This is a genomic window from Actinoplanes solisilvae, assembly GCF_003999975.1.
GTDB lineage: Bacteria > Actinomycetota > Actinomycetes > Mycobacteriales > Micromonosporaceae > Actinoplanes > Actinoplanes solisilvae.
Genome location: NZ_RJAC01000007.1, coordinates 225,793 through 241,192, shown reverse-complemented (window position 1 = coordinate 241,192; position 15,400 = coordinate 225,793). Strand labels below are relative to the sequence as shown.

14 protein-coding genes are annotated in these 15,400 nt (G+C 68.7%); 4 read left to right on the top strand and 10 right to left on the bottom strand.

From position 1 onward, the window contains the following. Positions 1-4: 4 nt before the first annotated feature. The gene (locus EER30_RS20670; RefSeq protein ID WP_127502137.1) at positions 5-475 is read right to left on the bottom strand and encodes a DUF6082 family protein; all 471 of its coding nucleotides are present in this window, start codon (positions 473-475) and stop codon (positions 5-7) included. 522 nt (positions 476-997) lie between these two features. Next, positions 998-1,480 (bottom strand): MarR family winged helix-turn-helix transcriptional regulator, encoded by a 483-nt coding sequence (locus tag EER30_RS20665; RefSeq protein WP_240670183.1) that lies wholly within the window; start codon positions 1,478-1,480, stop codon positions 998-1,000. A 104-nt stretch (positions 1,481-1,584) separates the two neighbouring features. Between EER30_RS20665 and EER30_RS20660 the strand changes: the two genes are divergently transcribed. Together EER30_RS20660 and EER30_RS20655 are read left to right on the top strand one after the other, a co-directional pair. Beyond that, positions 1,585-1,959: a DoxX family protein gene (locus EER30_RS20660; protein WP_127502136.1), complete on the top strand. Its 375-nt coding sequence runs from the start codon at positions 1,585-1,587 to the stop codon at positions 1,957-1,959. Between the two features lie 265 nt (positions 1,960-2,224). Beyond that, positions 2,225-3,070, top strand: a complete 846-nt coding sequence (locus EER30_RS20655; protein WP_240670182.1) for a substrate-binding domain-containing protein — start codon at positions 2,225-2,227, stop codon at positions 3,068-3,070. Positions 3,071-3,201: 131 nt separating this feature from the next. On the opposite strand, the gene araA is transcribed toward EER30_RS20655, so the two are convergent. From araA to EER30_RS20620, 7 genes are all read right to left on the bottom strand, one after another. Next, positions 3,202-4,683, bottom strand: a complete 1,482-nt coding sequence (araA, locus tag EER30_RS20650) for an L-arabinose isomerase (RefSeq protein WP_127502134.1) — start codon at positions 4,681-4,683, stop codon at positions 3,202-3,204. Further along, positions 4,676-5,362, bottom strand: a complete 687-nt coding sequence (locus EER30_RS20645) for an L-ribulose-5-phosphate 4-epimerase (RefSeq protein WP_127502133.1) — start codon at positions 5,360-5,362, stop codon at positions 4,676-4,678. The genes araA and EER30_RS20645 overlap by 8 nt, the downstream gene beginning before the upstream one ends. 5 nt (positions 5,363-5,367) lie before the next feature. After that, entirely contained in the window at positions 5,368-7,023 is a 1,656-nt protein-coding gene (gene araB / locus EER30_RS20640) for a ribulokinase (protein WP_127502132.1), read from the bottom strand. Between the two features lie 2 nt (positions 7,024-7,025). Further along, positions 7,026-8,036, bottom strand: coding sequence for a galactofuranose ABC transporter, permease protein YjfF (gene yjfF / locus EER30_RS20635; RefSeq protein WP_205650330.1), 1,011 nt, complete (start codon positions 8,034-8,036; stop codon positions 7,026-7,028). 5 nt (positions 8,037-8,041) lie between these two features. Further along, positions 8,042-9,058, bottom strand: a complete 1,017-nt coding sequence (locus EER30_RS20630; RefSeq protein ID WP_127502131.1) for an ABC transporter permease — start codon at positions 9,056-9,058, stop codon at positions 8,042-8,044. After that, positions 9,055-10,575 (bottom strand): sugar ABC transporter ATP-binding protein, encoded by a 1,521-nt coding sequence (locus EER30_RS20625; RefSeq protein WP_127502130.1) that lies wholly within the window; start codon positions 10,573-10,575, stop codon positions 9,055-9,057. The genes EER30_RS20630 and EER30_RS20625 overlap by 4 nt, the downstream gene beginning before the upstream one ends. Positions 10,576-10,636: 61 nt before the next feature. Further along, positions 10,637-11,629 carry an ABC transporter substrate-binding protein gene (locus tag EER30_RS20620; protein ID WP_127502129.1) on the bottom strand — a complete coding sequence of 331 codons (993 nt, stop codon included), beginning with the start codon at positions 11,627-11,629 and terminating at the stop codon, positions 10,637-10,639. 381 nt (positions 11,630-12,010) lie between these two features. On the opposite strand from EER30_RS20620, the gene EER30_RS20615 reads away from it, so the two are divergent. Next, complete coding sequence (locus tag EER30_RS20615) at positions 12,011-13,015, top strand: LacI family DNA-binding transcriptional regulator (RefSeq protein WP_127502242.1); 1,005 nt, start codon at positions 12,011-12,013, stop codon at positions 13,013-13,015. Positions 13,016-13,124: 109 nt separating this feature from the next. On the opposite strand, the gene EER30_RS20610 is transcribed toward EER30_RS20615, so the two are convergent. Then, on the bottom strand, positions 13,125-14,336 hold the full coding sequence (locus EER30_RS20610; RefSeq protein ID WP_205650321.1) for a BUD32 family EKC/KEOPS complex subunit: 1,212 nt from the start codon (positions 14,334-14,336) through the stop codon (positions 13,125-13,127). On the opposite strand from EER30_RS20610, the gene EER30_RS20605 reads away from it, so the two are divergent. Then, on the top strand, positions 14,335-15,327 hold the full coding sequence (locus EER30_RS20605) for a LacI family DNA-binding transcriptional regulator (protein WP_127502240.1): 993 nt from the start codon (positions 14,335-14,337) through the stop codon (positions 15,325-15,327). The two genes, EER30_RS20610 and EER30_RS20605, sit on opposite strands and share 2 nt — an antisense overlap. Positions 15,328-15,400 lie beyond the last annotated feature (73 nt).

Sequence of the window (15,400 nt, the reverse complement as noted above, 5' to 3'; positions counted from 1 at the left end):
TTTCTCAGTCGCGCGCTCCCGACTTCACCGTCTCGCGCAGCGGCACCGAGGGCTTGGTGCGGGCCGCCTCGCACTCCTGGCTGACGATCGCGAGGAAACGGCGCTCCTTGCGGGTGCCCTTCGACGACCAGGCACTGGACACCCGGTGCCACCACTGGCGGGCCTCGGAGCTGGCGAACAGGTCCTCGAGGTTGAAACGCAGGGCCTTCTCGTCCAGCTTGCCGATGTGCCAGAGGGTGTTCCAGTGGGCCAGCCACAGGCTCATCCCGATCGCGGTCTTGCGGTCGTCCGAGGGCGGCCGGTCGGTCGCGTTGTAGTCCAGCTCGGGGTGGTCGAGCATCAGCTTGATCAGCTCGAAGTGGCGCTCACGGACGTCGACCATCTGGGCGGTGCGGGCCTGCTGCTGCTGCACGACGAGCGAGATCGCGACGGCGAGGAGCGCGGCGATCGACACGATGGTTGGTAGATCGGTCATCATCACTCTCTGTTCCTTGTGCGCCCGCGACAGCCCGGTCAGGGGCCGCCGGCGGCTGGGCGCTGACGATCGGGGGGCGCGGTTTCCCGGAAGCTCTTACGTGGACGAATACATCGACAACGCAGTTTCGCACCGCTATTACGTCAGCAGTTGCGATGTATTGCCTACTCGACAGATGCGTGTTCCTGTCGCTCGCACGGAGTATTGTCAGCGCGGCCCGGGTGTGCATGCGCAGGTCACGATGCTTAGGCCTTCGTGCGTAGGACGCGTTGCCCATGGGCGAATCCTTGCCCCTCCGGGCGATCCACATACCTTCTGTCACCGTGACCGCCGAAAACGGCGAACCTCAACAACCGCCGTTACCCGCAGTCACTGGACATTTCGGGCGCCCGAGAAGGCCCGGGCCAGCGCTGGGCCTGGCCCGGAGCCGGCGGCCCGGCCGTACCGGCAGACCGGCCGCGCTGCGCCACGCCACGCCGCGCTGCGCCACGCTGCGCCGCGCTGCGCCACGCTGCGCCGCGCTCAGGGCCGCGCGAGCCAGTCGCTGTCCGGATCGATGGCGTGCAGGACCCGTGAGCTGATCGTCGCGAGTTGCTTGAGCTGGGCCCGGGTCAACGGATCGATCACATAGCGCCGGACGGCCTCGACGTGCCCCGGCGCGGCGGCGACCACCGTCTCGAATCCCCGGTCGGTCAGGATCGCCAGCGTGTAGCGCCCGTCCTCGGGATCGGGGGTGCGATCGATCCAGCCGCGCCTCTCCAGCCGGCTCAGCACCTGGGAGACCCGGGCGAGAGAGCCCTCGGACAGCTTGGCGAGCTCGCTGATCCGCATCATGCGCCCGGGCGACTCGGAGAGACCCGCCAGTACCTGATATTCGAAGTTGCCGAGGCCGGAGTCGCGCTGAAGCTGAGCGTCGAGGGCCGGCAGCAGACGCATCAGCATCGCGAGCGTGCCGAGCCAGGCCTGCCGCTCCTCGTCGTCCAACCAGCGCGTCTCGTCGTCCACGGCACCAGGTTAGCCGACGCAGATCACTTGCATCATTAAGTCATGCCGACCTATCTTTACTCAACGCTTTAAGTCATCTCCCCCTTCTCACCATAGGAAACCTCATGAATATCGTTCTCTGGGTGATCGCGAGCCTGCTCGCGGTCGCCTTCCTCGCGGCCGGCCTCATGAAGCTGCTGCAGCCCAAGGAGAAGCTCGCCGCCTCCGGCCAGGGCTGGGTGCAGGACGTCAGGGAGGGCACCGTCAAGCTGATCGGCGCCGCCGAGGTGCTCGCCGCGGCCGGCCTCGTGCTTCCGGCCGCGCTCGACGTCGTACCGGTGCTGGTGCCGCTGGCCGCCACCGGTCTGGTCGTGCTGATGATCGGCGCGATCATCACGCACGCCCGCCGCAAGGAGACCCAGTCGATCGTCGTCAACGCGGTGCTGCTGGTCCTCGCGGCGGTCGTGATCTGGGGCCGGTTCGGTCCGCACTCCTTCTGAGTTCGGTCCGCGCACCCCTGAATTCGGTCCGCGGGCCCCTCTCAGGTCGGCCCGCACACCCTCTCGGTTCGGTCCGCGGCCCTTATGAGTCCGGCGAGTCTCCGATTCCGACTTTGGCAAGTCTCCGGGGCGAAATTCGCGGGGTGGAACGATCCGCGCACCAGGATGTAACAAGGACGTAACGGAGGCTTGACCGGCACGGACCACAGCAGACATGTTTGCGTTCACCAAGACTCGTGGGACCCCGAAGCAAAGGACGAAGGGCATGAGGACACGTCCTGCGCCGCTCAGTTCCCGCGGGCGCACCCCAGTGATCGGCGTGGTCGCGCTGAACACGACTCTGTACGGTCCGGCCAGCATGGTGCAGGCCATCGGCGACGCCTGTCTCGACGCCGATCTGCCCGTCACGATCGGGCACGTCTCGGGCGCCGACGGCCGCCTGGTGCGCCGGCTCACCGGCCAGGGCGTCGCCGGCCTGATCGTCATCGCGCCCGTCGACGCGGCCGCCGAGATGCTCGAGGCGGTGCCCGCGGGCCTGCCGGTGGTGACAGTGGACGGCCCACCCGGCAGCGCGACCCCCGACGTGTCGGTCGACCAGCACGCGGGCGGGGTGCTGGCCACCCGCCACCTGCTGGCCAACGGCCACCGTACGGTGTGGCACGTCGCCGGCCCCGAGCAGTGGCACGGCAGTCGCGCCCGCGAGGCGGGTTGGCGGGCGGCGCTGGCCGAGGCCGGGGTGCCCGCCCCGCCGACCGTACGCGCCGACTGGTCGGCCGCCGCGGGCTACCGCTGCGGCCGCATGCTCGCCGACAACCCGTCGTGCACCGCGGTCTTCGCCGCCAACGACGACATCGCCCTGGGCGTCATGCGCGCCATGACCGAGTGCGGCCGCCGCATCCCCGAGGACGTCAGCGTGGTCGGTTTCGACGACGTCCCCGAGGCCGGCTACACCCACCCCGCGCTGACGACCGTCCGCCAAGAGTTCGCCGAGGTGGGCCGCGAGGCGCTACGCCTACTGCTCGACCAGCTCGACGCCGGCACCCCGCACCCCGAATCGGTCCGCCTCGACCCGGTCCTGATGACCCGCGGAACGGTCACCGGAGCAGCCTGACCATCACCGAGGCGGGCCGCCACTCGCGCAACCTGTGGATAGGGTGCGCAGAACGCGCCTGAGTCGGTGCGCGTTCTGCGCGTCAGGGCCCGACCGTTGTGCACAGCTCGGGCCCCGATTGCGCGCGACGCTCAGAAGCCGCGGGCCAGGCGGTAGTACGCCTGGTTCCAGCGCACCTCCTTGGCGAACTGGCGGATCCGCGTGTCGGCGTCGATGATCAGCAGCTCGGTCGACAGCATCTCGGCCAGGTCGGTGAGCTCTTCGGCGCCGATCGCCGACGAGAGCACGGTGTGGTGCGGCCCGCCGGCGGTCAGCCAGGCCTCGGTCGATGTGGAGAAGTCGGGAGCCGGCTTCCACACCGCGCGGGCGACCGGCAGCTTCGGCAGCGGCTCGCTCGGGGCCACGACCTCGATCTCGTTGGCCACCAGGCGGAACCGCTCCCCCATGTCGGTCAGGCCGACCACCACGGCCGGGCCGGGCGCGGCGTCGAACACCATGCGTACGGGGTCCTCGCGACCGCCGATGCCCAGCGGGTGGATCTCCAGGCGTGGGGTGCCGGCCGCGATCGACGGGCACACCTCGAGCATGTGAGCACCGAGGATGCGTTCCTGGCCGGGCGTCAGGTCATAGGTGTAGTCCTCCATGAACGACGTGCCGCCCGGGGCCATCGCCTTGAGGCTGTGCAGCAGCACCGACGTCTTCCAGTCGCCCTCGCCGCCGAAGCCGTAGCCGTCGCCCATGAGCCGCTGAACCGCGAGCCCGGGCAGCTGCCGCAGGCCGCCGAGGTCCTCGAAGTTCGTGGTGAACGCCTTGAAGCCGCCGGCCTCCAGGAAGCCGCGCAGCCCCAGCTCGATGCGGGCCGCGTAGCGCAGCGAGTCGTGCCGGTCGCCGCCCTCGCGCAGTTCGGGCGCGAGGTCGTAGAGGTCGTTGTACTCGGCGAGCAGCTTGTCGATGTCGGCGTCGAGCACCTGGTCGACGACGGCGACGAGGTCGTTCACCCCGTACGTGTTGACCGAGACGCCGAAGCGGAGCTGCGCCTCGACCTTGTCGCCCTCGGTCACCGCGACATCGCGCATGTTGTCGCCGAAACGCGCGAGTTTGAGCGATCGCATGGCCGCGAAACCGCGCGCCGCGCGCACCCAGGTGGCGATTCGCTCACGAACGCGCGGATTGCTGACGTGCCCGGCTACCGTCTTGCGCGGTACGCCCAGCCGGGACTCGATGTAGCCGAACTCGCGGTCGCCGTGCGCGGCCTGGTTCAGGTTCATGAAGTCCATGTCGATCGACGCCCAGGGCAGCTCGACGTTGGCCTGGGTGTGCAGGTGCAGCAGGGGGGTGCGCAGCGCGTCGAGCCCGGCGATCCACATCTTGGCCGGCGAGAACGTGTGCATCCAGGCGATCACGCCGATGACGCGATCGTCGTCGTTCGCCCGCCGCGCCGTGGTCAGGATGTCGCTCGCGTTGGTGAGCACCGGCTTCCAGACAACCTTGACGTCGAGGCCGTCGCCCAGCGCCGACGCGATCCGCTGGGACTGCTCGGCCACCTGGTCGAGGGTTTCCGGCCCGTAGAGTCCCTGACTGCCGGTCAGGAACCAGACCTCGTGCTCACTCATTGCTGTCCTCCGTCAGGTGCTGTCCGTAGACGTTCTGGTAGCGGTCGTACAAACGGTCCACGGCGGTCGCGGGCAGCCGGTCGATCGGACCGAGCTGGCGAGCCAGGTGCATGGTGCGGGCGACGTCCTCGACCATGACCGCGGCCTTCACAGCGGCCTTGGCCGTGGGGCCGATGGTGAACGGTCCGTGCTGGCGCATCAGCACGGCCGGTGAGCGGTGCCCGCGCAGGGTCTCGACGATGCCGCGGCCGATGTCGTCGCTGCCGATGAGCGCGAACGGGCCGATCGGGATGTCGCCACCGAACTCGTCGGCCATCGCCGTGATCGCGCACGGGATCGGCTCGCCCACGGCGGCCCAGGCGGTCGCGTACGGACTGTGGGTGTGCACAACCCCGTTCACTTCCGGCATGTGGCGATAGACGTACGCGTGCGAGTCGGTGTCGCTGGACGGGCTGTGCTCACCCTCGACGAGCGTGCCGTCCAGGTCGCACACGACCATGGCGTCCGGCGTGAGGGAGTCGTACTCCACCCCGGAGGGCTTGATGACCAGCAGGTCGGCGCCGGGTACGCGGGCCGACACGTTGCCCGATGTCCAGGTGACCAGCCCCCACCGCGTCAAATGCGCATGCAGGTCACAAACTTCTGCACGAATCTGAGCGATCGACTGGGAAACGCTCATCACGGTCACTTCTCCAACGCCTCGTTCCTGATCGCGCGCAGCCGGTGCAGCGCCTTGTCCTCACCCGTGCCGAAGTAGTCGTGGAGAAGCGTGTACTCGGCGTAGAGCCGGTCGTAGACGTCGGCGTTCGCCGCGATCGGCTTCCAGACGTCCCTCTCGACCTTGCCCATCGCGTCGGCGGCGGTCGCCACGTCCGGGTAGGCCCCCGCCGCGACCGCCGCGTGAATCGCCGACCCGAGTGCCGGTGCCTGCTCCGAGGTGGCCACCGCGAACGGCCGGCGCAGCACGTCGGCGTAGATCTGCATGACCAGCGGGTTCCGCTTGAGCCCGCCCGCCGCGATCAGCTCGGTGACCGGCACCCCGGCCGCCTCGAACGTTTCAACGATCTTCCGTGTGCCGAAGGCGGTCGCCTCGATCAGCGCCTTGTAGATCTCGTGCGGCTGCGTGGCCAGCGTGAGCCCGGCGATCACCCCGCTCAGGTGGTGATCGACCAGCACCGACCGGTTGCCGCTGTGCCAGTCGAGCGCGACCAGCCCGTGCCCCCCGACCGGCTGCGCGGCGGCCTGCTGGGAGAGCAGATCGTGCACGCTGATCCCCGCGGCCCGCGCGGCGTCGTGCACAGCCGGCGGCGCGCCGTTGTCCACATACCAGCCGAAGATGTCCCCGACGCCGCTCTGCCCGGCCTCATAGCCGTACAACCCGGCCAGGATGCCGCCGTCCACAACCCCGCAGATGCCGGGCACGGCCGCAAGCGTCGAACCGTTCATCACGTGACAGGTCGACGTGCCCATCACGAGCAGCATCTGCCCCGGGGCGACCGCGCGGGCGGCCGGCGACGTGACATGCGCGTCGACGTTGCCGATCGCGACAGCAATTCCCGCGGGCAGCCCGGTCCAGGCCGCAGCCTCGGCCGTCAGCCCACCGGCCCGGGCGCCGAGCGGCGAGATCGGGTGCGCGAGCCGCGTCTCGGCGAAGTCGGCGAACCCGGGGTTGAGCGCGCCCAGATACTCCTTGCTCGGATAGGCACCGTCCTGGTGGATGCCCTTGTAGCCCGCGGCGCACGCGTTGCGCGTCTCCTGTCCACAGAGCTGCCAGACGATCCAGTCGGCCGCCTCGATCCAGCGCTCGGTGCGCGCATAGACCTCCGCGTCCTCCTCCAGCACCTGCAACGCCTTCGCGAACTGCCACTCCGACGAGATCTTGCCGCCGTACCGGTCGATCCACGGCTCACCCCGCTCATGAGCGAGCGCGTTGATCCGGTCGGCCTGTGGCTGCGCGGCATGGTGTTTCCACAGCTTCACGTAAGCGTGCGGCCTTGTGGAAAACTCCGGCAGTTCGCACAGCGGGGTGCCGTCGGCCAGCGTCGGCAGCACCGTGCAGGCGGTGAAGTCGGTACTGATGCCGATCACGTCGGCCGGGTCGATGCCGGCCGCCGCGACCGCCTGCGGCACCGCGGTGCGCAACACGTCGCGGTAGTCCGAAGGATCCTGCAGAGCCCAGTCGGGCCGCAGGGTCTGCCCGCCGGTCGGCAGCGTCCGGTCGATCACGCCGTGCCGGTACTCGTGGACGGCGCTGCCGACCTCGAGACCGTCACTGACCCGGACGACGACGGCGCGCCCCGAGAGCGTGCCGTAGTCGACCCCGATGGTGTACGAGGGCATGCTTACTTGGCCTTTCTGGTGACGAGCCGTTGCAGAACGATGAAGGCGAAGAGCAGGACGCCGACGACGATGCGGGTCCACCACGAGTTCAGGTCACCCTGGAAGGCGATGATCGTCTGGATGAGACCGAGCACGAGGACGCCCAGCACGGTGCCCAGCACGTAGCCGGAGCCGCCGGTCAGCAGCACGCCGCCGATGACGACCGCGGCGATCGCGTCGAGTTCGAGCCCCTGCCCGTGCAGGCTGTAGCCCGAGGACGTGTAGAAGCTGTAGAGCACGCCACCGAGCGACGCGCAGAAGCCGCTGAGCGTGTAGACGGCGATCCGCGTACGCCCGACCGGAAGACCCATGAGCAGCGCGGAGTCGGCGTTGCCACCGATCGCGTAGACGTTGCGGCCGAACCGGTTCCAGGCCAGCACCAGCGCCGCGATCAGCACGACGATCAGCGCGATCACCACGTTCAGCGAGATGAAGATGCCCTCGCCGAACCGGAACCGCTTCTGCGCCATCTGGGTCCAGAAGTCGTTCGTGATCGGGATCGAGTTGCGGTCGATCAGCAGCGACAGGCCGCGGGCGAGGAACATGCCGGCGAGCGTGGCGATGAACGGCTCCACCTTGAAGAAGTGGATGACCGCACCCATCCCGAGGCCGAGCACCGTCCCGATCAAGAGCACCAGCGGCAGTACGACCCCGGCGGGCCAGCCGGCGGCGAGGAGCGTGGCGGCCACCGTCGTGGTCAGGGCGATCACCGCGCCGACGGACAGATCGATGCCGCCGGTCAGGATGACGAACGTCATGCCGACCGCCACGACCAGCAGGAACGCGTTGTCCACAAACACGTTCAGCAGCACCTGGGTGTCGCTGAAGCCGTCGTAGTTGTAGACGCCGATCGAATACATGACGATCAGCAGGGCCAGGGTCGCGAGCACCGGTACGTGCTTGGCGTTGGGCCGGTAGACCCGTCGCCCGCCCAGGAACGGCCTGTTCTTCTGGGGCGCGGGCGGTGTCGTCACGTCGATCACGCCGGAACCTCCGCTCTCCTGGTACCGAATCGCCCGAAGACCTTGGCGCGGAACGTCGCCGACTGGGCCAGGCAGAGGATGATCACGACGATGGCCTTGAACAGCAGCGTCGTCTCGACCGGCACGCCGACGCTGACCGCGGTGATGTCGAGCGTCGTGATGATGACCGCGCCGAGCACGCTGCCCGCGATCGAGAACCGGCCGCCGGTCAGCGCCGTGCCGCCGAGCACGACGGCCAGGATCGCGTTGAGCTCGATCAGGTTGCCGGCCGCGTTGCTGTCCGCGCTGGAGATGTCGGAGCTGTAGATCAGGCCCGCGACACCGGCGAAGGCGGCCGCACACACGTACACCATGACCGTGATCCGACGGGAGCGGATGCCGGCCAGACGACTCGCGGTCGGGCTGCCACCGACCGATTCCAGGAGCAGGCCCAATGCCGTACGCCTGGTCAAGGCCACGGTCAGAGCGACAGCGACCGCAGCGATGAGGAACGACACGGGCACGGCCAGGAAATAGCCGGCGCCGATGACGCGGTAGGGCGACGAGTGGACGTTGAGGATCTGCCCGTCGGTGATGAGCTGGGCGACGCCGCGGCCGGCCACCATGAGGATGAGGGTCGCGATGATCGGTTGAATACCGAGGACGGCGACCAGGAATCCGTTCCACAGCCCGGCGACCACGCACAGGGCGATCGCCGCGACCACCACCAGCAGCACCGGGCCGACCGCGTCGGGGTTGCTCAGGTCGCCGATCAGCAGACACGCCAGCGCGCCCGAGATGGCCATGACCGAGCCGACCGACAGGTCGATGCCGCCGGTCGCGATGACCAGGGTCATGCCCAGCGCGACCAGCACCAACGGCGCGCTGCGGCGCAGGATGTCGATCAGCGAGCCGTAGAGGTGGCCGTCGAGCAGGGTGACCTTGAAGAAGTTGTTCGAGAAGATGAGGTTGCTGAGCAGCAGCACCACCAGGACGGCGATGGGCCAGAACAGCCGGTGTCTCAGGATGGTCATGAGGTTGCTCCGCTGGCGATGGTCTGCATGATGCGGTCGGCGTCGACGTCGTCGCCGTTCTCGAGCTCCTCGACGAGCCGCCGGTCGCGCAGCACCTCGATCTTGTGGCTGAGCCGGAGGACCTCCTCGAGCTCGGCGCTGACGAACAGCACGGCCATGCCGCCGTCGGCGAGTTGCGCGACGAGCCGTTGGATCTCCGCCTTGGCGCCGACGTCGATCCCGCGGGTCGGCTCGTCGATGATCAGCAGGCGGGGTTCGACGATCAGCCACCGGGCGAGCAGCACCTTCTGCTGATTTCCGCCGGACAGGTCCCGTACCTGGCGCTCGGGATCGGCCGGGCGGATCTGCAGCGCCTTGATGTATTTGTCGACGAGCTCGTCCTGGCGGCGGCGCGGGATCGGACGGGTCCAGCCGCGGGCCGCCTGCAGCGCGAGAATGATGTTCTCGCGGACGGTGAGCTCGCCGATGATGCCCTCGGTGCGCCGGTTCTCCGACGAGAAGGCGATGCCGTTGGCCATGGCGTCGCGTGGGGCTTTTATCGCTGCGGCTTTCCCGTCGACCAGCAGCTCGCCGTGGTCGGGGCGGTCAGCGCCGAAAAGCAACCTCGCGAGCTCCGTACGCCCTGAGCCCAGCAACCCGGCCAGTCCGACGACCTCGCCTTGGTGGATCGTGAGGTTGAACGGGGCGATTGCTCCCGTACGCCCGAGCTCGCGGGCCTCGAGGATCGGCGTCCTCCGCTCGGCGACCGTCACGTCCTTGGTCTGCTCCTCGATCTTCTCGAGGGCTTCGAGCTCCTTGCCGATCATCTTCGCGACGAGCTGCATCTGCGGGAGCTCGGCCGTCCTGAACTCGCCGATCAGACCGCCGTTGCGCAGCACGGTCATCCGGTCGGCGATCTCGTAGACCTGGTCGAGGAAGTGGCTCACGAACAGGATGGCGACGCCGTCGTCCCGCAGGCGCCGCATGACCGCGAAAAGTTGGTCGACCTCGGACGCGTCGAGGCTGGAGGTGGGCTCGTCGAGAATGAGGACCCGCGCCTGGATGTCGATCGCGCGCGCGATGGCGACCATCTGCTGGATCGCCAGGCTGAAGCTGTCGAGCTGGGCCGAGACGTCGATGTCGAGGTCGAGCCGGGCGAGCAGACCGTGGGCGCGGCGCCGCATCTCGGACCACTGGATGCGTCCGAACCTGCGGGGCTCGCGCCCGATGAAGATGTTCTCGGCCACCGAGAGGTTGGGGCAGAGATTCACCTCCTGGTAGACGGTGCTGATGCCGGCCTGCTGGGCCTGCAGCGGCCCGGTGAACAGCACCGGCGCGTCGCCCAGGTGGATCTCGCCGCCGTCGATGCCGTACACGCCGGTGAGAACCTTGATCAGCGTGGACTTGCCGGCGCCGTTCTCGCCCATCAGGGCGTGGATCTCGCCCGGTAACAGCCGGAAGTCGACGCCGTCGAGAGCGACGACGCCGGGGAAGATCTTCTTGATGCCGGTCATCCGTAGTACTGCTTGCTCGGCCATGTGCGCTCCGTTCCTCCGGCGGGCCGCCGCCGGCTCTCAGCGACGGCCCGCCGGGCGGGAATCAGTACTTACGGTTCGGCAGGGCTTCCTTCGCCTGCTCCGGGGTGAAGGTGGTCTCCTCGGTGAGCACCCGCTGCGGGATGGTCTCGCCGGCCTTGACCTTCTTGACCAGGTCCATGAGCTGAGGGCCGAGGAGCGGGCTGCACTCGACGATGAAGTTGATCTTGCCATCGGCCAGGGCCGTCATACCGTCCTTGACGGCGTCCACAGTGATGATCTTGATGTCGGTGCCGGGCTTCTTGCCGGCCGCCTCGATCGCCTCGATGGCACCCAGGCCCATGTCGTCGTTGTGCGCGTAGAGCACATCGATGTCGGGCTGCGACTTGAGGAAGGTCTCCATCACGGCCTTGCCGTCGGTGCGCGTGAACTGGCCGGTCTGCGAGGCGACGACCTTGAACTTCGGGTCGGCCTTGATGACGTCGGCGAAGCCGGCCTTGCGGTCGTTGGCCGGCGCGGCGCCGGGCGAACCCTGCAGCTCGACGATGTTCACGGTGTCGGTCTTGCCCTGGTACTCCTTGACCAGCCATTCGCCGGCCTTCTTGCCCTCCTCGACGAAGTCCGAGCCGATGAAGGTCTTGTAGAGCGAGGTGTCCGGCGAGTCGATCGCGCGGTCGGTCAGGATCACCGGGATGCCGGCATCCTTGGCCTCCTTGAGTACGGTGTCCCACCCGGACTCGACCACCGGCGAGAACGCGATCACGTCGACCCGCTGGGTGATGAAGTTGCGGATCGCCTTGATCTGGTTCTCCTGCTTGCCCTGCCCGTCGACGAACTTCAGCTCGAAGCCGGCCGTGGCCGCCGATTCCTCGATGGACTTGGTGTTCGCCGTACGCCAGCCACTCTCGGCGCCGACCTGGGCGAAGCCGAGCGTGATCTTGTCGTCGCCACCGCCGCTGCTGCCCCCTCCGGCCGCACCGTCGTCGCCACCACAACCGGCGACGGCGGACACGAGCAGGAGCCCGCCGGCTACCGCGATCGAAAGTCTTCTGAGCACTGGATCCTCCTGCTGGTGAGGGTGCGCGTGTTAACGTTCACAGAACTGGTTCCGGCGCGACGACGACTTCTCGGGCTGCCGGCTTGGGTTGCGGCTTCGTTCCGGCTTCGTTGCTGCGTGTCGCTGGGTGTTCACCCTCAGGACTCGCGTTTGAGAGTGTTACCGTTCTCAATCCCCCCGTCAAGGCTTCGGCACCGGTTTGTTACCGACAGATTGCGGATTCCCGCTCCGCGCAGGAAGACCGCTTCCGGATCGATGGACATGGCTCGCCGTCGCCGTACACTGTGCGCGCTCACATCGGGCTCTTTGGGGGTACCTTTGCCGTCCAGGAAACCCGCCGACGCCGCCCCGGCCGCGGTGGCTCGGCCGCGCCTGACCGTCATGCGCGACGTCGCGAAGCTCGCGGGCGTCTCGCACCAGACGGTCTCACGCGTGCTGAACAACCATCCGAACGTGCGGCAGGAAACGCGCGAGCGGGTGCTCGAGGCGATGCGTTCGCTGAACTACCGCCGCAACCTGGCCGCCCGCACCCTGGTCACCCGGCAGTCGGACACGCTCGGGATCATCGGTTTCGAGACGACCCTGTTCGGGCCGGCGTCCATGCTGTACGGAATAGAGAGCGCGGCACGGGACGCGGGGTACATGGTGAGCATCGCGTCGGTGCGCGACCTCGACCGCAAACAGGTCCTGGAGGCGGTCGACCGGCTGACACAACACTCGGTGGACGGCGTGATCGCCATCGCGCCGAAGCAGTCGGTGACCCACGCGCTGGCCCAGGCCCCGCCGTCACTGCAGTGCGTGGCGGTCGGCGGGTCGGGCGAATCAGACGCGGCGCCGACAGTGTCGATCGACAACGCGGCCGGGGCGCGGCTGGCGACCCAGCACCTGCTCGACCTCGGTCACGCGACCGTGCATCACGCGGCCGGGCCGGCGGACTGGCCCGAGTCGGTCGAGCGGATCGAGGGGTGGCGTCGGACCCTCTATGCGGCCGGGGCGGTGGTGCCGCCGGTCGAGCACGGCTGGTGGGACGCGGAGTCGGGTTACGCCCAGGGTCGCAAGATGGCCGCGGACCCGGCGGTGACGGCGATCTTCTGCGCGAACGACCGGATCGCGCTGGGGGTGCTGCGCGCATTGCACGAGGCGGGCAAACGGGTCCCGGAGGACGTGAGCGTGGTCGGCTTCGACGACATGCCCGACTCGGGTTTCTTCGTGCCCCCGCTGACCACAGTGCACCAGGACTTCGGCGAACTCGGTCGGCGCAGCCTCGCCCTGCTGCTGGAACACATGACCAGCTCCCCCACCGCCGACCCCCAGCCCCCCGATCGAGTGCTGGTGACTCCCCAGCTCGTGATCCGCACAAGCAGCGGTCCCAGCCCGGCGCTGTAACTCAGTGCCGCCGCTCGATCCACAAACAACGGCCCCGGCGCCGCTTCGTGAACCCTCGTCGTCGGGTTGCGGAGCTCAAGGGTTTGCGCGAGCCACTTCCGGGCGAGGATCACCAAGACAGTTTGTCTACGGGGTAGGGCGTACGTTTGCTGGCCTCGGTCAGCCGGACGAAGAAGTCGTCCAGGACGGCCGTGACCGACGCGTGACGAGCGACGATGCGGCCCGCGACGCCCGGCAGCGCCACGTCGGGCCCGCGGTCGCGAAGGTAGGCGTGGCTTTCCGGCCAGGACAGGTTCAGCAGTTTGCTCACCAGCCAGACGCAGAGATGCCCGATCGTATAGAAGTGGTCGTAGCCGCGATGGCGATGGAGGAAGGCTGACTCGTCGGCGTCGAGGTCGAAATCGGTATGGTTCGCGAGACCGAAATCGGCGAAGTAGACGCGATGCCCGTCGGTGAGCAGGTTACGGAAATGCGCGTCGAAGTGCACGAGGCCCTTCTCCCGCATGAAGCGCGCGCCTTCCCGCAAGGCGTTCTGCGTGAACTCGTACGCGGACTCGTCTGCTGAGGCCAGCCATTCGTCCAGCGTTTTCGGGATGTGTTCCATGAAGAGGACGACGGCCGCCGACGCGTGGCCGATCGCCTCGAGCCTGGCCCGGACCGCCTCGGCGCCATCCCAGTGCGCGACCCACCTCTCCAGTTCGGCTGGATCCATCGGCCGTGGTTCCTGCGGCAGCACTCGCCAGTGGTACAGGACGGGGAACCCTGCGAAACTGCCGTCGAGCACCCATTGCGTCGTCATGGCGTGGACCGCGAGTTCGCGCCAGACACCGAAGCCCGCCGAGCCGATCCCGTACTGATAGAAGGTGGGCAGCCCGAAAAGGTTCGCGGTCGAGCCGACGTTTTCCGGGCGTCGCTCGAGATCGGTCAGCGGCACCCGTTTGACGAAGACCGGCACGCCGTCGACGACCGCCGTCGACGTGATTCCGCCGAAGCCGACCGTGGGCGCGGAATCGCTTTCCAGCAGCGCCCTGACGTCGTCGTCGGACAGCTCGGCCAGCCTTCCCGACACCGCCCTATATCGGGATGCGCGAATGTCTTGGGTCACCGCGCCACCCTGCCAGACGCGACCATTCCACGATCGTCCGCCCCGGCCGGGAACGCTCCCGCGGCGGTCGGGCGGCGAGCGATAACAGGAACAGATGTGATTTCGGCAGCGAGGTGTACCCGCATGGCACGAGCGGTGGAGGTAAAGAGATATCCTGCCCGCAGTCAGTGAATGCGGGGTACGGGTGAGCGTGAAACGCGGACGGCCGCCGGGCATGATGGACGTCGCCCGGCTGGCGGGGGTGTCGCACCAGACCGTGTCCCGGGTTCTCAACGAGCACAAGAACGTCAGCGAGCAGACGCGTCTCAAGGTGCGGGCGGCGATCGCCGAGCTCGGCTACCGCCCCAACCGCACGGCGCGGGCCCTCGTCACCGGCACGTCCAAGGTGATCGGCGTCGTCGCGCCCAACACCGCGCTGTACGGGCCGACGTCGATGCTCACGGCGTTCGAGCAGGCAGCGCAGGAAAGCGGATTCGCCGTCAACGTCGGCAGTGTCCGTTCGCTCAACGAGCGCTCGATCGCCGACGCCGTGGAACGGCACCTCGACCAGCGCGTGGCCGGCCTGGTGGTGATCGCGCCCGTGGTGAGCGCCGGTCCCGCCCTCGCCCGCCTCCCCGAGGGCATCCCACTGGTCACGATCGACGGCGACCCCGAACGGGCGAGCACCTTGGTCACGGTCGACCAGGTGGCCGGCGCCCGCGCCGCGACGGAACACCTGCTCGCGGCGGGCCACTCGACGGTCTGGCACATCTCGGGTCCGGCCGACTGGTTCGACGCCGCGGGTCGCGTACGGGGATGGGAAGAGGCTCTTCGGGCGGCCGGAGCCGAACAACCGCCGCTGCTGACGGGCGATTGGAGTGCCGAATCGGGCTACCGCAACGGCAAACTGCTGGCCCGCCTGCCCGAGGTCACCGCCGTTTTCACCGCGAACGATCACATCGCGCTGGGCCTGCTGCGCGCGCTGAGTGAGCACGGCCGCCGCGTGCCCGAGGAGATCAGCATCGTCGGCTTCGACGACGTGCCCCAGGCGGCCTACTACTCGCCGCCGCTGACCACGGTCCGGCCCGATTTCGACGCGGTCGCCACGGCCGGCGTGGAGCTTCTGCTCGCCCAGATCGAGTCGGGAGCACCCGATCTGGCCGCGCGACGCACGATCGCCCCGACTCTGATCAGCCGGGACAGCGTCGCTCCTCCCCCGGCTCGATAGGGCCGGCGGGCCGGCCGCCCCGCGCTCAACCTCGGCCTCCGCGCTCAGCCTCGGCCCCGCGTTCACCGCGCGC

Coding starts and splice junctions, on each gene's coding strand:
- EER30_RS20615 (WP_127502242.1), top strand. CDS start 12,011: ATGCGCGACGTCGCGAAGCTCGCGGGCGTCTCGCACCAGACGGTCTCA.
- EER30_RS20655 (WP_240670182.1), top strand. CDS start 2,225: ATGAGGACACGTCCTGCGCCGCTCAGTTCCCGCGGGCGCACCCCAGTG.
- EER30_RS20670 (WP_127502137.1), bottom strand. CDS start 475: ATGACCGATCTACCAACCATCGTGTCGATCGCCGCGCTCCTCGCCGTC.
- araB (WP_127502132.1), bottom strand. CDS start 7,023: ATGCCCTCGTACACCATCGGGGTCGACTACGGCACGCTCTCGGGGCGC.
- araA (WP_127502134.1), bottom strand. CDS start 4,683: ATGAGTGAGCACGAGGTCTGGTTCCTGACCGGCAGTCAGGGACTCTAC.
- EER30_RS20630 (WP_127502131.1), bottom strand. CDS start 9,058: ATGACCATCCTGAGACACCGGCTGTTCTGGCCCATCGCCGTCCTGGTG.
- EER30_RS20660 (WP_127502136.1), top strand. CDS start 1,585: ATGAATATCGTTCTCTGGGTGATCGCGAGCCTGCTCGCGGTCGCCTTC.
- EER30_RS20625 (WP_127502130.1), bottom strand. CDS start 10,575: ATGGCCGAGCAAGCAGTACTACGGATGACCGGCATCAAGAAGATCTTC.
- EER30_RS20605 (WP_127502240.1), top strand. CDS start 14,335: ATGATGGACGTCGCCCGGCTGGCGGGGGTGTCGCACCAGACCGTGTCC.
- EER30_RS20610 (WP_205650321.1), bottom strand. CDS start 14,336: ATGCCCGGCGGCCGTCCGCGTTTCACGCTCACCCGTACCCCGCATTCA.
- EER30_RS20645 (WP_127502133.1), bottom strand. CDS start 5,362: ATGAGCGTTTCCCAGTCGATCGCTCAGATTCGTGCAGAAGTTTGTGAC.